At 36.0% G+C, this 20377-nt stretch carries 11 protein-coding genes; 1 reads left to right on the top strand and 10 read right to left on the bottom strand.

What is annotated here, in order from left to right; all coding sequences use genetic code 11:
• Nucleotides 1–166: 166 nt before the first annotated feature.
• The 10 genes from FN817_RS16665 to FN817_RS16620 form a co-directional block, all read right to left on the bottom strand.
• Complete coding sequence (locus FN817_RS16665) at nt 167–2665, bottom strand: exopolysaccharide transport family protein (protein WP_142718929.1); 2499 nt, start codon at nt 2663–2665, stop codon at nt 167–169.
• A gap of 2 nt (nt 2666–2667) precedes the next feature.
• Nucleotides 2668–3549: a polysaccharide biosynthesis/export family protein gene (locus tag FN817_RS16660; RefSeq protein ID WP_394345050.1), complete on the bottom strand. Its 882-nt coding sequence runs from the start codon at nt 3547–3549 to the stop codon at nt 2668–2670.
• A gap of 38 nt (nt 3550–3587) precedes the next feature.
• The gene (locus tag FN817_RS16655) at nt 3588–4706 is read right to left on the bottom strand and encodes a glycosyltransferase family 4 protein (RefSeq protein WP_142718927.1); all 1119 of its coding nucleotides are present in this window, start codon (nt 4704–4706) and stop codon (nt 3588–3590) included.
• A gap of 112 nt (nt 4707–4818) precedes the next feature.
• A complete protein-coding gene (locus tag FN817_RS16650) occupies nt 4819–5820 on the bottom strand; it encodes a glycosyltransferase family 2 protein (RefSeq protein ID WP_142718926.1) in 1002 nt (333 codons plus the stop codon).
• 3 nt (nt 5821–5823) lie between these two features.
• Nucleotides 5824–6894 (bottom strand): formimidoylglutamase, encoded by a 1071-nt coding sequence (locus FN817_RS16645; protein ID WP_142718925.1) that lies wholly within the window; start codon nt 6892–6894, stop codon nt 5824–5826.
• Nucleotides 6895–7153: 259 nt separating this feature from the next.
• Nucleotides 7154–7528: a hypothetical protein gene (locus FN817_RS16640; RefSeq protein ID WP_047424833.1), complete on the bottom strand. Its 375-nt coding sequence runs from the start codon at nt 7526–7528 to the stop codon at nt 7154–7156.
• Between the two features lie 376 nt (nt 7529–7904).
• The gene (topA, locus tag FN817_RS16635; protein ID WP_142718924.1) at nt 7905–10481 is read right to left on the bottom strand and encodes a type I DNA topoisomerase; all 2577 of its coding nucleotides are present in this window, start codon (nt 10479–10481) and stop codon (nt 7905–7907) included.
• A gap of 277 nt (nt 10482–10758) precedes the next feature.
• Entirely contained in the window at nt 10759–14178 is a 3420-nt protein-coding gene (locus tag FN817_RS16630) for a T9SS type A sorting domain-containing protein (protein ID WP_142718923.1), read from the bottom strand.
• Between the two features lie 203 nt (nt 14179–14381).
• Nucleotides 14382–15521, bottom strand: coding sequence for an EpsG family protein (locus FN817_RS16625; protein ID WP_228451585.1), 1140 nt, complete (start codon nt 15519–15521; stop codon nt 14382–14384).
• Nucleotide 15522: 1 nt separating this feature from the next.
• The gene (locus FN817_RS16620; RefSeq protein WP_142718922.1) at nt 15523–16530 is read right to left on the bottom strand and encodes a hypothetical protein; all 1008 of its coding nucleotides are present in this window, start codon (nt 16528–16530) and stop codon (nt 15523–15525) included.
• Nucleotides 16531–16722: 192 nt separating this feature from the next.
• Here FN817_RS16620 and FN817_RS16615 point away from each other — a divergent pair, with 192 nt between their 5' ends.
• Complete coding sequence (locus FN817_RS16615; protein ID WP_142718921.1) at nt 16723–20376, top strand: MMPL family transporter; 3654 nt, start codon at nt 16723–16725, stop codon at nt 20374–20376.
• The last annotated feature ends 1 nt before the right edge of the window (nt 20377 follow it).

Below are 20377 nucleotides of genomic sequence, written 5' to 3'. Positions count from 1 at the left end.
ATAAAACATTTTTATATTAATGATAATCTTAATGTTTAGTTAAAAATAAACAAAAAAACATAATTTGTTATAAAGTAAACGGCAAAGTGGCAAAAATATTCTTTTTTTCATAGAATGAAAATACATTAAATATGAAAAAACCCCCATTAAATGAGGGTTTAATGCTTTATTTTTTATTAAATAATACCTGTACTTTATTTCTGATCCTTATCAACAACGGCTCTTTATAATTTTTATCTTCATCAAAATATCCGTAGCCATAGCCATATCCGTAACCATACCCATAGCCGTAGCCCTGTTTTGTATTATAATCATTATAAACAAGTCCCAAATTATCAATCTCATCATTATGATACTTTTCCGTAATCATTTTCAGCATGTACTTTTCTGTGTATTCATGACGTACAACGTAAATATTGGCATCAGAATGCTTCATCAGCTCGTATGAATCCGCCACTAATCCTACCGGTGGTGAATCTATAATAATGAAATCATATTTTTCTTTCAGTTCTTCTATAAATTTGATATTTCTCTGACTCATTAAAAGCTCAGAAGGGTTTGGCGGGATAGGTCCTGAAGTGGCAACATCCAGATTTGGAATTTTTGTTTTGTTGACAATCTGATCAATTCCTACTTCTCCGGTCAGATAATTGGAAATACCATATTTATTATCAATCTTGAAGTCCCCGAAGATTTTTGGTTTTCTAAGGTCCATCCCCAATAAGATTGTTTTTTTATCACTTAATCCTATTACCGATGCCAGATTAATGGAAATATAAGTTTTCCCCTCTCCTCCGATGGATGAAGTGATTAGTATGACCTTACCTTTTTGATCTTCATTATCTATCAAAAACCTCATATTGGCTCTTATCCCTCTGAAAGCCTCTGATACGGATGATTTTGGCTGTTCCAGAACAGTAAGCATATTTTCATTGTTGTTATTTCCGATCACCCCAAGAAGTGGAATTTTCGTAGCGCTTAAAAGTTCTTTGATATTTCTGATCTTGTTGTCAAACACTTCACCAATAAGGATAAATAACAGTGGAAGCAACAACATTCCTGAAATAATAGCTGTTTTTGCCAGTTTAACATTCGGTCCAATTGGTCTTTGTCCTAAATTCTTAGCCGGGTCAATCACCGTAATATCAGACTGATTAGTTGCCATTCTCATCTGGGTATCACTCTGTCTGCCCAAAAGACTGTTATAAGTAGCTTCAATCATGTTATATCCTCTCTCTGCATCCAGATACCTTCTTTCTTTTTCAGGATAAGTTGCTAAATCAGAATTGGCACCAGCCATTTCACGATCTATTTTATTGATTTCTTCATAATATCTGTTATAATAGCTTCTCAAACTATTAGATGATCCCATCCTTGCTTCATCAATAAGCCTGTTGATTTCTCTCATAGGCTCTGATGAAGGTTTATAAATAGTGGCCATTTCTGCTTTTTTGGCATATAAAGCTTTAAGTTCAGAAACCGTTGCTGTGAAAACACCATCTTCAAAACCTGCTGCATTTGTTCCGATCATTTTATCGAAATTCTGAGACTGAAGGGTGTTCTTGATATTATTCAGAGAACTGATTTTACTGATGATATCTGCTTTTTTAGCTTCTAGCTCTTTTATTTTTTCAAGAGATTTTTCATCCCTGTCTTTAATGTTATAAAGTTTTTCGGAAGTCTTTAAATAATTAAGCACATTGGCGCTTGAATCAAGTTTTTTACGGATGTTTGCAAGGTTGTCTTTTAAGAAAATATCTGTATTCTTATTAACAATATTTTTATCAGCAAGTCTCTTTTTCTGTAGCTCTGCAACAGATTTATTCAGGAAATTAACAGTACTATTTAGGTTGTATCCTTTTTTAGTAATAATCATAATAGACCTGATTTCTTTATCAAAGTCCACTCCTGTGGTAGAAACAATTTCATCTACACTCTGGTTGACAGAGTTCAGGTTAATAATAATATTATCCAGCTTAATTTTGGTAGGAACAGGGTTCTGAAGTAGTCTGAATCTCAGGTTAGGAGAAGTATACCACTCATTAATTTTGATGGTTTTGTCTGCTGGTCTGCCATAAGAGTTAATATCCTGAAAGCCCTCTACTTCATAGTTATATAAATTTGTAGACTCTCCTTCTTCAGGCAAAACGACTTCATAAGCCCCATTTCCTTTCGGTATCAGCGTAATAGGATAATTGATCTGCTGAAGGTGTTTTTTATCGATCTGAAGAAAAACAGGCGAATCATCTTTGTCCAGATAAGTAGATTTTATAAGTCCTTTGGTAGAATAGTTCACAAAAAGATCTAATTCTTTCACCAAAAATTCATTATGAGATCTGGATAAAAGCATTTTCTTCAAATAAAGCCCATCCTGATTTCCTGTATCACCCCAAATGAAGTTAATAGATTGGTTAGACTGTGTTGGCAAAAACTCTGAACCTTTACTGGAGGTACTTAATGATAAGTCTGATGCATAAATATTCTGTGCATAATATTTCCTGTATACCCATGACATGGCATAGCCAATGATAAACATCAATACAAACCAGTACCAGTTTTTAAGAACCCTTCTTAAAAAGTGTTCCAAATCAAATAATGCAAATGTCCCGGATTTATCTTTTTGAGAATTATTCTTCTCTGCAGTGTTTACTCTTTCTGGAATCATGGCTAAAGATTTTTAAGGAGTAAATAAATAGATAATGCAGTAGTAATTACAGAAACTCCTGTAGTCAAAGTCTGAATAGGGTCTTTTCCGAATCCATTCAAGCTTTTCGCTCTTGTATTCAGATAGATTTCGTCTCCGTTCTGTACATAATAATAAGGAGAGTTCATAAGGTCTTCACGGGTAAGATCTATTTTGGCAATTTTGATTCCTTCCGGAAGTTTTCTGTGGATAACGACTTCTTTTTTATCAATAGTTCTGTTCAATCCGCCATTAATAGCCAATGCCTCTGTAATGGTAAGGGTATTTTTGTGGGCAACCTTCTCACCTGAAAGTCCTGTAGTTTCCACGTCCCCAAGAATATAATAGGTAATACCATCTGTATTCAGTCGAACTTCAGATTTACCGTCCTGGAAATTTTCATTTACTTTATCCTGGATTTCTTTCGTAATATCGTCAAGCGTTCTTCCTTCAGCTTTTATATATCCGATTCCAAATACATTGATATCACCATTGGAGTCAACCTTGAGTCCGTTAAAATAGAAATTCATATTTCCGCCTCTGCTTCCACCGGAGTTAGCACTTACTACACCTCCTACACTACCACCTCCTGATATTGCAGAACTTGTTACCCCTCCACCGGCAACACCGCCTGAAGTATTGTAAGAAGAATAAAATTGTGCAGCATCACCCTTAGGTGTCGTCACAATATTAAGATTCAGGATGTCATTTTTGGTAATCCTGTACACGGGAATATTGTACGGGATAAGACCTTCTTCATTAATGACAAGGCTTTCGCTCGGCTGCAAGTACCTCACATCCTTTGTTGTGATACATGAGGTAACTAAAAAAGGGAATATTAAAAATAAATACTTAAAATTCTTCATCATATTTGAATATTGTTTACAAAAGTAATATTTAATTGTTAATTTTTGTTATTTCTTAATCGATATAGCAAATCTGGCAGATAAGCTCCGAAAAAGCCTAATGAAATAATCACCAATAATAACAGATTGACATCAATATGTCTTAAATAATAAGCAACCCCCACGATCATCAAATAGTAAAGAATGATATATAAAGTAGATCTTCTATGGGTAAGATTTAGCTTTAACAACTTATGGTGAATGTGGTTTTTATCTGCGTCAAATGGTGATTTCTTATTATAAAGCCTTATAAATATTACATTTAAGGTATCTACGATTGGAAGAATAAGGATCGCTACAGCTACCACAGGAGCAGACTGAAGGTGATATCTTGGCACATCTACCAGGTTTTTATCAATAAAAATATCTATAAAACAAATGGAAGTAAAGGCCAGCAAAAAGCCAAGCAGCATGGATCCGGTATCTCCCATAAATATTTTACGGGTACGGTAGTTGGACAGATTATAGTACAGGAACGCCAATACAGTCCCAATAATTACAACAGATAATACGACCAGCGGATAATTATATTCTCCTAACCGGTAATAGCTTATTCCAAATAAAGCACTGCAGATTACAGAATAACCACCCGCCAATCCATCTATCCCATCGATAAGGTTGAATGCATTGATCAGAATAATAAAGGTGATGATACTGAACAGGACACTTATAAAATATTCCAGCTCATACACACCAAATATTCCAAATAAGCTTCTTATTCTAATATCTGAGCCAATAACCACCAGGGAAGATACTACAATTTGTGCAACAAGTTTTTTATAAGCCCTCATTACAACAATATCATCCATTACCCCTACGTAAAGCAGGATAATTAATGAGGCAAATAAAAATTTGTAGAGGTCAAACAGTTCATAGGCAAAAATGGAAGCACAGATTCCTATTGAATAGAAAATGGCAATTCCGCCAAGGTTAGGAATTTCTCTAAGATGCGAACTTCTTATCCCAGGCTCATCCATCAGGTTCTTCCTTCTCGATATCTTGACGATAGTAGGAATAGAGAAAAAGGTAATTAAAAAGGCGAATACGAAACCAAGTCCTATTTTTATATAGAAAATAGGTATTCCCGATCCGCTTAAGAACAATTCAAAATTTTTCATTCTTTCTTATTCAGCACTTGTATTTCTCAATAAAAACTCGTAATGCAGGACTTCTAAGAACTTCATCATCATTTTTTATTGCCCGAAACAATAGTACGTACATTTGTGTTTATTAAATCAACTTTCTTATCAATCTTTTCTGTCCTCCAAAAAACAACAGATAAAAAATTTTTTTCTTCAAAGGCAAAGATAAAAGATAATTCTTACCAAAACGACTATAGTTCAATATATCTTGAATTTTTATTTGTCTTTCCTTCATAAAAAGGACCAGCTGATCAGACATACTATAAAATATTTCCTCTTTTTTCACAAAGGCCAGATAAGCCAGAAATGAATACACTCCTTCAAAAATCTGGAAATTTTTTAATTCCTCTTTTTTGTGAGAATACTGAGATCCATTGAATACATTTTCCACATCTGCCACTGCTTTCAGCATATCAAGTCCTTTTTCCGTATGCGTTTTCGTAATAGAATCGGTACGTTCAAGATATTGATAATGGAAATTTTGGGTCTGTGCAATGGTATCACATTCCAGTAAAAGTTGTGGAATAAGCTGAATATCTTCAAAATGAACTCCTTTTTTAAATCTTCTCTGATTAAAAAGTTCTTTTTTGAACAGTTTATTGCATGCAAAATAGCTGATATCCGAGAACACTGAAAAATTATTTTCAAGAACTATTTTCTCAGACATGTTAGGAAGCTGAGTCAGTTTTTGGGTAACTTTCCCTGTTTCATCAACTTTCTGGATATTGCAGATCACCATTTTTGCCTGATGCTTCTCTCCCAACAGAAGCATTTCTTCAAACATTGTTTCGGAAACATAGTCATCACTGTCTACGAAACCAATATAATCTCCTGCAGCTCTGTCAAGTCCAAAATTACGGGCATCGCTTAAACCTCCGTTTTCTTTGGTAAAAGCTTTTATTTTTTCCGGATATCTTTGTGCATATTCTTCAATTATTTTTCCTGAATTATCTTTACTCCCATCGTTCACTACAAGAATCTCAATACTGGGAAGACTTTGGTTCACCAGCGAGTCAAGGCATTTTGTCAGATAGTTTTCGACATTGTAAACAGGAACAATAATGGATACTTTTGGGGGAACATTTGTCATACATTAAATTTTCGTCAGCCTTGCATTCAGCCATCCTTTTTTAGCTTCATCAAAATCTTTTCTGGAACACGGAATGCAGTTCTCTATATTTTCATCATCACCAAAATACCACAAATTACTGAAAGTATCACGCTTGAAAGCATATTGTCTGTCATCTATCAAAACATAGAACAATTCATAATGTCTTTCCTTCGGATGGGAATGCTGTATATTGATTCCTTCAATCAGATACCATAACATCTGTGCTAAAAGCTGGTGGTTCAACTGATTTTCTGAATAAATATTATAATTAAAAATCCCTACAGATTTCAGATTTTCACTTAATCCGATTTCTTTCATGTAGGCACAAATTTCTCTTCTGTTTAATCCATTGACCTGTGGATTCATAGAAAAAGGTTCGCTGAAACTTTCCACAGCATCACAATTTACAGTTACCAGATCTGCTTTTCTGAAGAAAGGTTCTGTTTTTTCTGTAGAGTTCATCATTTCAGCAAGACGGATGATGTCAAACTCCACTTCTTTGATCAGTCTTACAGAATCCATCTCATTCAAATGTTTCTGATATCCTAAATGATGATAATTATTAATAGAAAAATTCTTGGCGCCGAAAATTTTACCAAGAAAAGTATGTTCATTGATTGTTTCTCCCTGTTGAAGAGAAATAATATTACTGATCTGGGTATAATTGATGTTTTTCTGATGAAAATTCAAAGCAGAAAATAATGAGAAGGCAAAATCATTAGATCCGCCTACAATAACAGGAATCGCTCTCTTGTAATGACATGCCGACAGGACTTCCTGCAAAATATAATGGGTATCCTGAACAGATTTTCCGGACACCAGATCTCCAAGATCTACAACAGGAATTTCAAAATCCATCTGCGAAAGTTTATAAAACTCATTCCTCACCGCTGTAAAATCCTGCACTTCTGCATCTCCACCCACGCCTCTGTAATCAGATACAAATAAAAGAACAATACTGTCTTCTTTGATCTCTTTTGTAATCCGATTTCCTATCTGCCAGCTTTCTGTTTTAAAATTTCTTGGTGAAATGATAAAGTCTTCGAAATCCATATTTGAATATAATAATTTATTAATTGCTTTATATAACAAACATACAAAAAACATGGGAACTGAATAGGGTGTATTCTTTTTGTTCACAAAAAAGCCATCAACATTTGTTAACTGCTTTGTATTTTTGCGACCTTATTTTTTCATCAACCTTGTCAATGTTTAAAACATTGACAAGGTTTTATTCATGAAACCAGTAAAAACAAATCCGCCTCATACATTGCATGAGACGGATTTTTATTCTAATTCGGTTGTTAACTGATTAGCATTTCCCGAATGACTGGCTGATAATCGTTATTCCGCCTATAATAATAGTAACTCTGATTCCTGTTGGAATTCCCCAGGTAGTACATATAGATAAGCAAGCCTGGCCGGCAGTTCCATTGGGAATACTTAAGGGTATACTGAAACAATATTTCCCAAAACCTAATGGTAAGTTGATACAAACTTTGTTGTTCTCAACAGTAATTGATATACACTCTGCTGTTACAAGAAGATACCCTGCGCTGGCGTTGGCAAGGCTTAAGTCTGAATCCGCTCCAGATGAACGGCGGCTAGCCTGACTGTCTTCGTGCGATCTTTTTGCTGCTTCTAATGCGTGCGAAATTGCTTCTTCGCTAAATTTAAATTCTGGCATGATTTTATAGTTTTGTTTTCTTACTCGTTTGGCTTTTCAGAATCCGCCTCGTTTTTTAAAGTGGTTCCTGAGCTCCACCGTTTGTAATATTACGATGTAAAACTAAAGAATTAAAACACTGAATATCATAGTCTTAGTACTGATTTTTTCACTTGCGTATTTATACTTAGAGCTAAGTAATCATCGTCATTTGCAAGGTTAAATCCCAACAAAGGGAAATTTATTTAACACATTACCCTATGTAGTTTTATCTTTTTTAATGATTACAATGAAAATCAACATCCTTAAAACCTGTGTCATGACGTAGTAACTTACTTTACAAAACAAAAAAGCACAGACCTAAATCTGTGCTTTCCTATTTTATTATAAAAATTATTTATTTTTTAGCTGCCGGTTTCTTAGCCGCAGGCTTTTTCGCTGTCGTAGTAGCTTTTTTAGTTGTGGCTGCTTTTTTAGCGGCAGGCTTTTTCTTTTCTGCAAAAGCTTTGGGATCCTGATCTGTAATCCATTTCTTAACCTCATCTAAAGAAAGTTCTTTCAATTCATCAGCTTCGTACTTTGTATCGTCTGCTTTCTTCGGAATTTTGAACATTGCTTTTCCAAATTTGATGAAAGGTCCCCATCTTCCGTTTTCAATGGAAATTTTTTCTTTTTCCCACTGCTGGATATATCGGTTGGCTTCTTTTTCAAGCTTCGCATCAATTAATTCATTGATATCGCTCTGAGAAAGATTTTCAAAGTCATATTTCTTTGGAACATTTACGAAAATAGCTTTGTATTTGATAAATGGTCCAAATCTTCCTGTTCCTTTAGTAACCGGCTCTCCTTTATAAGTTGCGATAGGAGCATCAGCAATTTTCTTTTCATTGATAATTTCCTCCGCACGTTTCTGATCTACAGAAAGAGGGTCTTCTCCTTTCGGAATGCTGATATAAGTTTCTCCCCATTTTACATAAGGTCCAAATCTACCAACTCCTACAGAAACGGACTGTCCATCCACTTCGCTTAAATCAAAAGGCAGTTTGAATAGTTCCAATGCCTCTTCAAAAGTAATGGTTGCAATATTCTGACCCGTCATTAAGGAAGCAAAAATTGGCTTTTCTTCATCATCAGTTTCTCCAATCTGGATCATCGCTCCAAATCTTCCGATTCTTGCATGAACATTTTTACCAGTCTTCGGATCTACCCCTAATAGCCTGTCTCCAGTTGCACGGTCAGCATTTTCTTCTACATCTTCAATTCTCGGGTGGAATTTTGAGTAGAAATTCGTCATCATCTCCTTCCATTTCTGATCACCACTTGCAATTTCGTCAAAACTTTCTTCTACTCTTGCTGTGAAACCGTAGTCAAGGATTTCTCTGAAGTTATCCGTCAGGAAATCATTTACCACTTCACCTATATCTGTGGGTAAGAATTTATTTTTATCCCCTCCGAATTTCTCTTCAAGAACTACTTTTTTGATTTTATCTTTAGCTAAAGACATTTTGATCACTTCACGGGTATGTGGCTCGACTTCTCTCTTATCCACATATTCTCTGTTCTGAATCGTTTGAATCGTCGGAGCATAAGTAGAAGGTCTTCCAATCCCTAATTCTTCAAGCTTTCTCACCAATCCGGCTTCTGTATATCTTGCACTTGGTCTTGTGAATTTTTCAGTAGCGGTAATGGTTTTATAGTTTAATATCTCTCCTACACTTACTTTTGGAAGTAACTTATCATTGCTCTCCTCATCTTCATCTTCTGTCTTCACAATACCGTAAGCCTTCAGGAAACCGTCAAATATGATTACTTCTCCCTGAGCTTCAAAATGATGGGGTAATGATGCATTCCCGATTTCGATCACCGTCTTTTCAATTTTGGCATTGGCCATCTGAGAAGCCAGTGTTCTTCTGTATATTAATTGGTATAACTTATTCAGCTGTGCATCTCCTATGCTTTTCACTCCAAAATCCGTAGGACGGATGGCTTCGTGGGCTTCCTGTGCTGAAGCAGATTTTGTAGTATAATTTCTTGGAGAAGAATATTCTGCTCCGTATTCTGATGTAATTTGTTTTTTTGCTCCTTCAATAGCTTCCTGAGAAAGGTTTATAGAGTCTGTTCTCATATAAGTAATGTACCCTTCTTCATACAGCCTTTGCGCCAGACGCATGGTATTGGTTACATTATACCCAAGTCTTGAGGAAGCTTCCTGCTGTAGTGTGGAAGTGGTAAATGGAGCTGAAGCGGAACGTGTACCCGGCTTGGTTTCAACATTCAGAACTTTAAATTCCGTAGTTTTTGCCTGCTCAAGGAATTTTTCTGCTTCTTCTTCTTTTTCGAAGTCTTTTTTAAGTTTAGCAGCTATTTCCTGCTCTGTTTTATTTAAAAAGATTCCATCAAGTTTAAAGCTTGCTTTTGGTTTAAACTCACGAATCTCCTTTTCTCTTTCAACAATTAATCGTACTGCTACAGATTGTACTCTTCCGGCAGATAATCCCGGTTTTACTTTCTTCCATAAAACGGGTGACATTTCAAAACCTACAATTCTGTCCAGCACTCTTCTTGCCTGCTGGGCATTGACTAAGTTCTGATCTATATCTCTCGGATTGTCGATTGCTTTTAGAATGGCGTTTTTGGTAATCTCATGGAAAACAATTCTTTTTCTGTTTTCAGGTTTCAACTTCAGTTCATCCGCCAGGTGCCATGCAATAGCCTCCCCTTCGCGGTCCTCATCGGAAGCGAGCCATACCATATCGGCTTTCTTTACTGCAGCCTTTAATTCGGTTACCAATTTCTTCTTGTCTGCGGAAACTTCGTAATCAGGACTGAATGTAGTAAGGTCTATCCCCATCCCTTTTTTAGGAAGGTCCCGGATATGCCCGAAACTGGATTTCACTTCAAAATCCTTTCCTAAGTATTTCTGAATAGTTTTTGCTTTTGCCGGGGACTCTACGATTACTAAATTTTTCGACATTCTAACTAAAAATTTTTGCAAAAGTAAAGCTTTTTTATTATATACTTTTTGTAAAACGGGTTTAATTTAACAATCCAGCTGGTTTATACTCCTTTTCAGCAACCATTTTTTAAAGAATCAAGTCCTTTGTAGTATAGGTTTTAGAGCGTTATATAGTTATCCACATTTTATGATATAGAATTTTTCATCAGCCATCATAGACGTAAGAGATATGCTTATATATAAAAAAGCAGAACAAGAGACCTCATTCTGCTTTTTAAATCTTCCTTTTCGGAATTTATCGTTTTAAAATTTTGACAACTGCTTCAGAATTATTAATCCTTAGCAGATACACTCCTGCATTTAAGGATGACACATCCGTCTGATTATTTATAAACTGTCCGGATTTCACAAGCTGCCCCAAAGCATTAAAAATCTGGTAACGATATTCTTTATTCTCCGTAGCTTTGATATAGAGAATATTGGAAACCGGACTCGGGTATAAAGAAATCTTATTATCCGTCATTTTAAGTGCCGCATTAGCCGTACTTAATGTTGAGCCGCCAGGAATTACTATGGTTCTTGAAGCAGGCCCTTCTTCATTGCCATTTGCATCATATTCTATTTTCACACATCGGCATCCCGTACCAAAATACGGATCATTGTTATCATGAAAAGCTATCATCCTGTTGGTCGTAGAAGCGGCATCAAAAAGTACATTAACCGGTCTTCCCAAATAATTTGAATTTAAAGCTGACGTCCACACCGCGGGATATTGAAAATTAAGGACATTAAAGGTTCCCTGAGCCGCCTGATTGGCAATCACACTTCTGAAACCTCTGGATCCGGAATCAGGATAATTTCCTAAAGCATATGCAGGATTATTAAACATATATCCTACGGTGGCGTTGGTTGAATTTCTCACTCTGGTTCCTAAGTAATCATTTGCTATAGTATATGATGTGGCTATATTTTTATCTTTTTTATACCAGGGAGTCTGCCCGAAATCACTTCCTGAAACCAAGGCAACATTCATCAGATCGGGAATTCGCCAGCCTGCCGGACAAGGATCGAAAGGAGATTTCTCTCCTCCTCTTCCCCATCTGTCAGGCGCCAGATTTGGTTCTGTTGCCAGCCAGTCTGTTCCGTTGGTATAGTTAGGAGTTGTGCTGTTATAAGGAGCAAAAGTACTTGGAATCATATACACCAAAGGATTTTTAACGGAATAAGACAGTATTTTGGAAATCTTGTCTACCGGCTTGTCTGTAATCTGTACGTTTGATGCAGCAGCATAGGTATTGTAAGGAACAATATAACTACCGGAAAGATTGTTATAATCAGCCGGAGCGAGTGCAGCATAGGAAATAGTTCCATTGGCAGCAGCAGTTCCTAAAGAAATATTGTAGAAACTTCTGTTATCCGCATTTTGGAAAGCAGGAATAGGATCTTTTCTTCCCCACTGATAATGCAATCCTGTAGAAGCCCGGATCTTCATCAGTTCTTCGGCGGTGGGCGCGAGAGGATTTGCAACATTAGGAAAAGCATCTGTTGCCCCAAGATTACGATCCATAAAAGTAGTCTGTAATATCACATCCGCCTTGTTCACATAATTTACATAATTTGTCACGACTTCCGGAGATTCTGTAGTATAGGTGTAAGATTGTACAGGAGAATCCGTAACCCAGATGTGCCAGCTCCAATATACCGGAGCTGATATACTTCCGTTATGCAGGGTCACCACAGCATTTCCACTCTGATCAGGAGCTATTTCTACAGCTATTTTTGAATTAGTAAGATCCTGCAGCGAAGAAGGTGACGGATTGACTATTGAAATTTTACTGATAAGACCGGTATTCGTAGTCCAGAGAACATTTCCTTTTAAATTATTAAAGTTGGAAGAGTTTAGTATCTCTACATTATTCAACAATTGACTTTGTACTGAAAATGCCTTACTTACCGGTATTTCAATGACAGCGGCGGTTCCGCTTTTAACAATCTGGTAAGTATTAGGGTTGTCGATTCCTTCTTTATATTCTGCGGCTGCGGGCAGATATTCTGTAGGAAAATCATAATCATTGACAAGGTATAAAGGATCTTTTATACATCTGCATCCGTTGGCATCCGAGGTATACATTACCGACATAGGAAAGTAATAATAACGCCCCTTGATATTGGGATAATTAGCGTCCGGAATATCTGGCTGCGTTTTATCCGGAATCATAGAAAGCCCTCTAACGGTAACAGCGGGAGAAGCATCGAACTGGCGGGCCATGGTAGCCGTCCACAATGCAATATGATGCTGATCACTATACTGTCCCGCATGAGCTCCTCTGATAAGCTGTCCATTTCCTGGAAAGATTCCCATATTGTATCCCCCAACTGCAGAAAGATCAAAACCAAGATTAGGATACACCTTAAACCCTGTCATGAATGCAGGAAGTCCAGCATTCGTAGGTTTTATAATATGGTATTTATTGGTTTCAAAAACATTTTTCGCCATATTGGTTTTTACGCCGAAAGGTGAAAAGTCTATTCTGATATCATCCACATAAGATCCGGAGGCAAGATTTGCTACCAGCATAGAGGGTATACGCCATCCGTTGGGACATGGGTCATATGAAGATTTATCCCGATAAGGTTTTGCTTTGTCATCGGTATTGTAAACAGCTTCTATTTTTCCCTGTGCATTATCAGACCAAAGATTAAGCTCTGAAAGCCGGTTAGTAGGTAAGGTTGTAGATTTCCCAAACCAATTGACAGGCAGATTGACATTATTATTGTAATAAGCCTGGCCGGAATTATCTTCCTTATTGACATAGATAAGACTCAGCGGATTCTTCACAGAAAGCCTTAAGTTATTGGTAACCTCCGCCGCGGAAAGTAATACAAATTTTCTAAGATCATCAATACTCACAGCATTAGTCATATTTTTAGCTCCTCTATGTCTGACTCTTCCTATAGATCCTGAAGCTTCGTAGAAATCATTTCCTCTGGTAACCAATGGTGGAATTGGATCTTTTCTTCCCCACTGGTAAAGAAGTCCTATACTTTTGTTCCAGTCTGATGCGGTGATAGAACTGGTAAGTGCACCCAGGTTCCTGTCCATCCATTTCCAATCTGTGTCCGGAATCACTTCAGTTGTTCCGTCTGATTTCATCCTTTTAACAGGATTGAAACTTCGGTAGGTTGCTCCATTTGTAGGATCATCAGTAACCCAGATATGCCAGCTCCAATAGATTTCTCCATTTACTTTAAAGGCAACCACAGCATTTCCTTCTTTTGTTTTGTTAATAGGAACTTTTATTTTAGCATCCTGGCCTGTTCCTATTATTTCGAGAGCATAATTTACTCCGGATTTTATAAGACCATGAGCATCTTCCCAAAGTACATCTGCAGTCACTGTTCCTGCAGGAATCCCATTCCCGTTGAGATATCCGCCTCCTTCCCACATCGCATATGCTTTCTTTACCGGAACCAGTAAGCCTTCACTATTCTGACCGGGATCAAAGATGTAGCTGTTGGGTGCTTTTTTCCAATCCGGAAGAAATATTTTTTTCAATTCGTACGCCGGCCTGATCAGTGAGTCCACATTTTTAGCAACGGATATTGCTCTTATATGTCCAACCGAAGAATGCCTTCCTCCGATATTACCTTTCAAACAAATACTGAATGGTATCAGACAGAAGACTGCCGCTAATTTTCCAGCTAACCTTTTCATACCTTATAATTTAGTGTCATTATCCAAATACAATTTTTAAGCCTATTTCAATAAAAAGAGATTTATTTTATAAATATTAATAGCATATTTGAATTATGATATTAATAATTCAAAACAAAACTAGTAAACAGTACAAACATGAACAACCTTTTTACAAAAAAAGACAGCTTAAAAGCTGTCTTTATATTTTCATCTTATAAATATTATGGAAGAATGTGGTTTTTATAACGGTCTATCGAAAATCGCCCCGCTTTAATATTATTAAAGAGTGAGAAGACGACAAAATTGAAGACAACGAGTGAAATAATAAATGCATAAATCATGTTCTTGGTCCTCGCTGAAACAACATACATGGCATTTGGAATAATGATATACGAGAACCCGATGAACGCTCCTGCAAGCCTCGATGAGAAAATAGGGTTATTTCTAAAGATAAAGTACATACAAATCCCAATCACCGCATAGTTTCTATGGTATTCATAATAAGGATAAAGCTCTTTCATCTTAGTATCAAAAACAAAAAGGAAGAAGGTCAGGATCGCCATCATTACCTCCGGAATCCCGATACCACCATTCAATCGCTGTACCGTTTCATCCATATATCCGTTGAAACCTTCTACAAGTGTACTATTCGAGGCCATCCCATCCAGGAAACCACCAAAACTCCTGTATATTTCAAACGGAGATAGAAATACAGAGCCTATGATCATAATCAGCATCACCGTTTTGTTCAGTGGAACGCGAGCCAGCCAATACATAGGCAGGAATAAATAACATACACTGTGTATACCTGATCCTATAAATATAAAAAATAAGTAATGCCAGAATTTCCGTTCTTTGATATACCGTATTGCAAAGTAAACAATAAAAGTTCCCAGGTTTTGTCTGATCTGCCCACTTTCTCCGATAAAAAAGTTGGGAATAAACATAAAAAGGGTAAAAGTAAAGGGATAAAATGTATTGTCTTCTGTATATTCTACTTTAAAGATCATCGCAAAAATAGCAATGACCAGAGTCAACATATAAAAAGGTGCGTTAAAAAAATTGAGGAGTATTTTATTAATCAGCGTGTACAGCCATTCAACATCCAGGTTTTCAGATCCTTCCATATGGAGCATCTTCATAAAGATACTGTAATAGCTTTTGGTGTCAGAGTAAATATAAATTCCTTTGTAACTTCCGTAATCAGGACCTACCTCATTTCTAAGCCCGACAATAATAATGAAATACACAGCAAGGAACCAGAACCATTTTTTATCAACCTTCTTTCCATACACCTCCTGAATACTGAAAAACAGCATATAGAGGATTGCAATAATATAATATGGGTGTAATAAACTCATGCTAAATCTCTGATGTTTTTTTAAACTGATGATATGCTGTGATAATTCCCGTTAGAATTAATGGCAGAAAAAGTCTCACCTCCCAAAACAACCCTACTAAAGTAATCATGATAAGGTAAGGAATTGAAAAGAAAAAATATTTTCCAAAAACAGACCTGTTTTCTTCGTCAGTACAAAGCCTGTATATAAAGTAAATCACAATGATGGCAAAGATCAATCCCGCAAGATTGAAAGGACTGGAAAAATTCCTGTTGATATAAAAGCCTTCTACGAATGTAGTTTCATCCTTCACAAGTACAGCCCTTAATCCCAGATAAGGAACAAGAAATGCAACAACCAGTGGTATTATTTTCCAGATCACCTGATAATTCCCTTTTTTCAATTCGTCAATATTAAAAAATACTGCGGCAAAAAAAGCAATATTCAGGCAGGCAGTCTCTCTTACCAAGGTAGAGATTGCGATAAGACCAATGAGAATAAAAAAGAAAACATTTTTCCTGGTATCTAAATACTTCAGTGTTAAAAACACACCGGCCAGATAGCAGAAAAGTGCAATAGTATCACAATTTGTTGGTGCATACTGAGTAATTACGATAAAAAAAACAGATAAAAGATGGATAATTCTTCTTGCATTAATATTGAGCAGAAGACCTGTAGATTTCAGTTTAAACACAGCATCCAAGATCAGGGAGCATCCAATAAAAAACACGCTGTTCATCAGGAAAAGCCCATGATAAAAAGGCGTTCCGTTTTTTGTCAGAAAATCTTTGAAGAAAGAAAGAGGGCCATTGATCAGGTTATACATCAGATCTGTCATCTGCACACTCAGGTAATTGGGAATCACCCTGTAAGCGTATACCGAGGAAAATAAAAAGTCGGGAGTTGTTTCTGATGTTTTCAGTCTTGTATAGGAAGACTCAAATCCATAATAAGACATGGCAAACAGCAGAATCGGAAGTACTATTACAAATAGATATCCGTTTATTTTTTCATCATTTCTTTTCAACATATCTAAAACAGATTCTTATTTTTTAATAATAATTGTGATTTAAAATACATTTTTCTAAAGGGGAACATTTGCAAAAGTAGAATATTTTTTCATTCTTCCTAGAATATTTTATTGATTTTCAGTCAAAACTTCTCTCCAACTATTTTGAACTAATACTTAAAAAATTAAATTTGCAGACTTGATTTACATGCAATGCATCGTTTTTTTATATTTTTATATTATCTGATTTCCAGAAATAAAGTCCTATCTGTACTTACAGCCTTAGGAATTGCTGTTTTATGCCTTTTTTTTGCATCAAAGATCAATTTTGAGGAAGATATCAACCAGATCATTCCTAAAAATGAAAAATCTGATCTTACAGCAAAGGTTCTTAAGCAGCTTAATTTTTCGGATAAGATCATCGTTATTATAGAGAATAAATCCGGTGAAGACAGCTTCCAGCTTTCCGAAACGGCAGATACTTTTTTACAGAAGATAGAGCCTTTACAAAAGTATATAGGTTCTGTTCAGGGTAAAGTGAATGATAATGAGATCTCGGAAACATTTGATTTCGTCAGTCAAAACTTACCATTATTCCTTAATGAAAATGATTACAGGGAAATAGACCGCAAACTTCAGAAAGACAGCATTGCCAAGCAGGTAGAGAATAATTATATCTCGCTGGTTTCTCCCACAAGTCTTGTTACCAAAGAATTTATAAAAAAAGACCCTTTGGGACTTACTTTTTTAGGGATTAAAAAATTAAATGCCTTAAACATCAGCAAGGATTTCAAGCTTGAAGACAGCTATATTGTAACCAAAGACGGAAAAAACCTGTTACTTTTTATTGACCCTAAAAATAAAAGTAATGATACGAAAGCCAATGAAGTTTTTGTAGACCAGCTCAACTCAATAAAAGACGGCATTAATAAACAGTTCAAAGGAAAAACAGAAATCAGTTATTTTGGTTCTCCGGTGATTGCCGTAGCCAATGCTAAACAGATCAAAAAAGATATTCAGAATACGGTAGTAATTTCTATGACAGTTCTTTTGATCCTTCTGATCTATTATTTCAGGAACTTCTTTACTCCCATCATTGTCTTTTTACCAACAGTATTCTCTGTACTTCTCGCCTTATTGGTCCTTTATTTTATTAAAGATAAAATTTCAGCAATTTCATTAAGTGTGGGCGCTATTCTGATTGGGATTACAATAGATTATGCCCTCCATATTCTTACTCATTATAAGCACAACAACAATATTGAAGAGCTTTATAAGGAAATCACCCAGCCTATTATACTGAGCAGTGCAACGACAGCCGTTTCATTTCTTTGCCTGGTTTTCGTACGTTCTGAGGCATTGAAAGATCTGGGACTTTTTGCTGCTATCACCGTCATTCTCTCCTCAGTTTCAGCATTGATTATTGTTCCTCAGCTGTATAAACCCAAAGAAAATGGAGAACACCTCAACACGAATTTCATAGACAAGATAGGATCTTATCCTTATGAGAAAAACAAGCCTTTGATTATAGGATGCTCTGTCATCATTCTTGCCTGCCTGTTCGGATTCCGACATGTAGGTTTTAATGAAGATATTGGTGATCTTAATTATATTCCAAAAGATCTGAAAATCAGTGAAGCCAAACTTCAGAAACTTTCTGATATTACCTCAAAATCTATTTATACAATTTCTTATGGAAATTCTGAAGAGCAGGCATTAACCCGAAATTCTGAGTTAAGCAGCTTCCTTGAAAAAGAGAAAAAAGAGGGTAAAATATTAAGTTACAATTCTATCGGAAGCATTGTTCTTTCGGAAAAGGACCAGCAAAAAAAGATTGAAAAATGGAACAGCTTCTGGAATGATTCTAAGAAGAGTCAGACTATTTCTGAGCTGATCAGTAACGGGAATAAATTTGGATTCAACGGTTCGGCTTTTGATACCTTCAATGAAGCTTTGCATAAAAATTATACTTCATTAAGCCTGAAAGACTATGAAAAGATAAAGGCTCTTCAGATCTCAGAGTTCATGAGCAGTGAAAATGGTTTTTACACCGTTTCCAATGTGGTAAAAGTAGACGAAAACAAAAGAGATGCCTTCATTAAAGATATTGAAAAGAAACATGATGCTCTTGCCATTGACCGCCAGCAGATGAACGAAAATTTCCTCGGCTTGCTAAAGAGAGATTTCAATACGCTGATCAATTATTCTCTTTTAGCAATTGTTCTTACCATAATTGTGTTCTTCAGAAATCTTGAGCTCACCATTCTTACTATGTTCCCGATTGTTTTAACGGGAATTGTAACAGCTGGGATACTTTATTTCCTAGGATTAGAGTTAAATATTTTCAGTACTGTAGTATGTACACTGGTTTTTGGAGTGGGAGATGATTTCAGTATCTTCCTGACACAGGCTATGCAAAAAGAGCACACAACAGGAAAAAATGAATTGCCAACTTACAGAACATCCATTATTCTTGCTGTTTTCACCACCATTCTTTCCATTGGATCGCTAATCTTTGCCAAGCACCCTGCGCTGCATTCTTTAGCATTAGTAGCCCTGATTGGAATGTTCTCCGTGATCATCATTACTTCTACCTTATATCCTTTCTGGTTCAGGTTATTTATTATCAACCGGGCGAAAAAAGGTTTATCACCTATTACCCTCAGGCTATTTTTAAGGGCTGTATTTTCGTTTTTATACTACGGATTAGGTGGATTGGTATTTTCAGCTTTCGGAAGTTTATTTATTAAAAATGCGAAAGGAAAGACATTAGACATCATCAAACTGATCCTGGCTAAATTTTTAACATCAGTTCTTTACATAACACCCTTTGTAAAGAAAAGAGTCATTAAAAACACCGCTGAAGACTTCAGCAAACCTGCCGTTATTATTGCCAACCATACGTCTTTCTTAGATACTCTGGCGATTGCCATGGCTACTCATAAAATCATCTATCTGGTGAATGACTGGGTATATGATTCTCCTGTTTTCGGAAAACTGGTGAAAGCATTAGGCTTCTATCCGGTTTCCCAGGGAATTGAAAATGGAATGGATAAGCTGAAAGAAAAAATTGCACAGGGATATTCTCTTGTTGTTTTTCCTGAAGCAGAACGATCATATACCAATGATGTCAAAAGATTCCATAAAGGTGCGTTTTATCTAGCTGAGCAATTTGAACTGGATGTACTTCCTCTTTATATTCATGGAAACTCTGAAGTATTACCAAAAGGGGACTTCATTATCTATGACGGAAGCATTACCGTAAAAGTAGGAAGCAGAATCAGCAAAGACGATATGAGCTTCGGCAAGACCTATTCACAAAGAACAAAGAAAATCAATGCCTATTTCAGGGGAGAATTTGCAAAACTGAGAGAAGAGATCGAGGATGAAAATTATTTTAAAAAGAAACTGTTCCTGAGCTATCTTTATAAAGACAGTGAAGTGGTAAATGAAGTAAAAGAAGACTTCAACACCAAAAAATCAGTATATTTCGAACTGAATAAGCATATTTCCAATGAAGCCAACATCCTTCACATGGCTGATGACTTCGGACAAAAAGATGCATTATTAACTTTATATCAGGCCAGCCGAAGAATTTTTTCTCTGATAAAAAGTGACGAAAAGAGAGCAATTGCGGCGCACAGCTATCTGGTAAAAAGAAGAAAGATACAGTATATAAATGACCTTTCGGAAGTGAGTAAAAAGATTGATGTTCTTTTGATCTCGCATGATGATTTCAGCCTCAATGAGATTCAGGATCTTCCTGACACCATCATTTTTGTCAATACAAAGAATGCTTCGTTTGAAAATGAGAATTATATACTACAATTTAGTTCTGAATCATTAAAAGTATTTAAAACTAAATAAT

This window comes from Chryseobacterium rhizoplanae (assembly GCF_900182655.1).
In the GTDB taxonomy this organism is placed as follows: domain Bacteria; phylum Bacteroidota; class Bacteroidia; order Flavobacteriales; family Weeksellaceae; genus Chryseobacterium; species Chryseobacterium rhizoplanae.
Note: the sequence above shows the minus strand (reverse complement) of the source record. Positions and strands in the feature narration are given on the sequence as shown.

Bases quoted from the DNA above. Each gene is read 5' to 3' on its own strand.
- FN817_RS16665 (WP_142718929.1), bottom strand. From the start codon at position 2,665: ATGATTCCAGAAAGAGTAAACACTGCAGAGAAGAATAATTCTCAAAAA.
- FN817_RS16660 (WP_394345050.1), bottom strand. From the start codon at position 3,549: ATGAAGAATTTTAAGTATTTATTTTTAATATTCCCTTTTTTAGTTACC.
- FN817_RS16655 (WP_142718927.1), bottom strand. From the start codon at position 4,706: ATGAAAAATTTTGAATTGTTCTTAAGCGGATCGGGAATACCTATTTTC.
- FN817_RS16650 (WP_142718926.1), bottom strand. From the start codon at position 5,820: ATGACAAATGTTCCCCCAAAAGTATCCATTATTGTTCCTGTTTACAAT.
- FN817_RS16645 (WP_142718925.1), bottom strand. From the start codon at position 6,894: ATGGATTTCGAAGACTTTATCATTTCACCAAGAAATTTTAAAACAGAA.
- FN817_RS16640 (WP_047424833.1), bottom strand. From the start codon at position 7,528: ATGCCAGAATTTAAATTTAGCGAAGAAGCAATTTCGCACGCATTAGAA.
- topA (WP_142718924.1), bottom strand. From the start codon at position 10,481: ATGTCGAAAAATTTAGTAATCGTAGAGTCCCCGGCAAAAGCAAAAACT.
- FN817_RS16630 (WP_142718923.1), bottom strand. From the start codon at position 14,178: ATGAAAAGGTTAGCTGGAAAATTAGCGGCAGTCTTCTGTCTGATACCA.
- FN817_RS16625 (WP_228451585.1), bottom strand. From the start codon at position 15,521: ATGAGTTTATTACACCCATATTATATTATTGCAATCCTCTATATGCTG.
- FN817_RS16620 (WP_142718922.1), bottom strand. From the start codon at position 16,530: ATGTTGAAAAGAAATGATGAAAAAATAAACGGATATCTATTTGTAATA.
- FN817_RS16615 (WP_142718921.1), top strand. From the start codon at position 16,723: ATGCATCGTTTTTTTATATTTTTATATTATCTGATTTCCAGAAATAAA.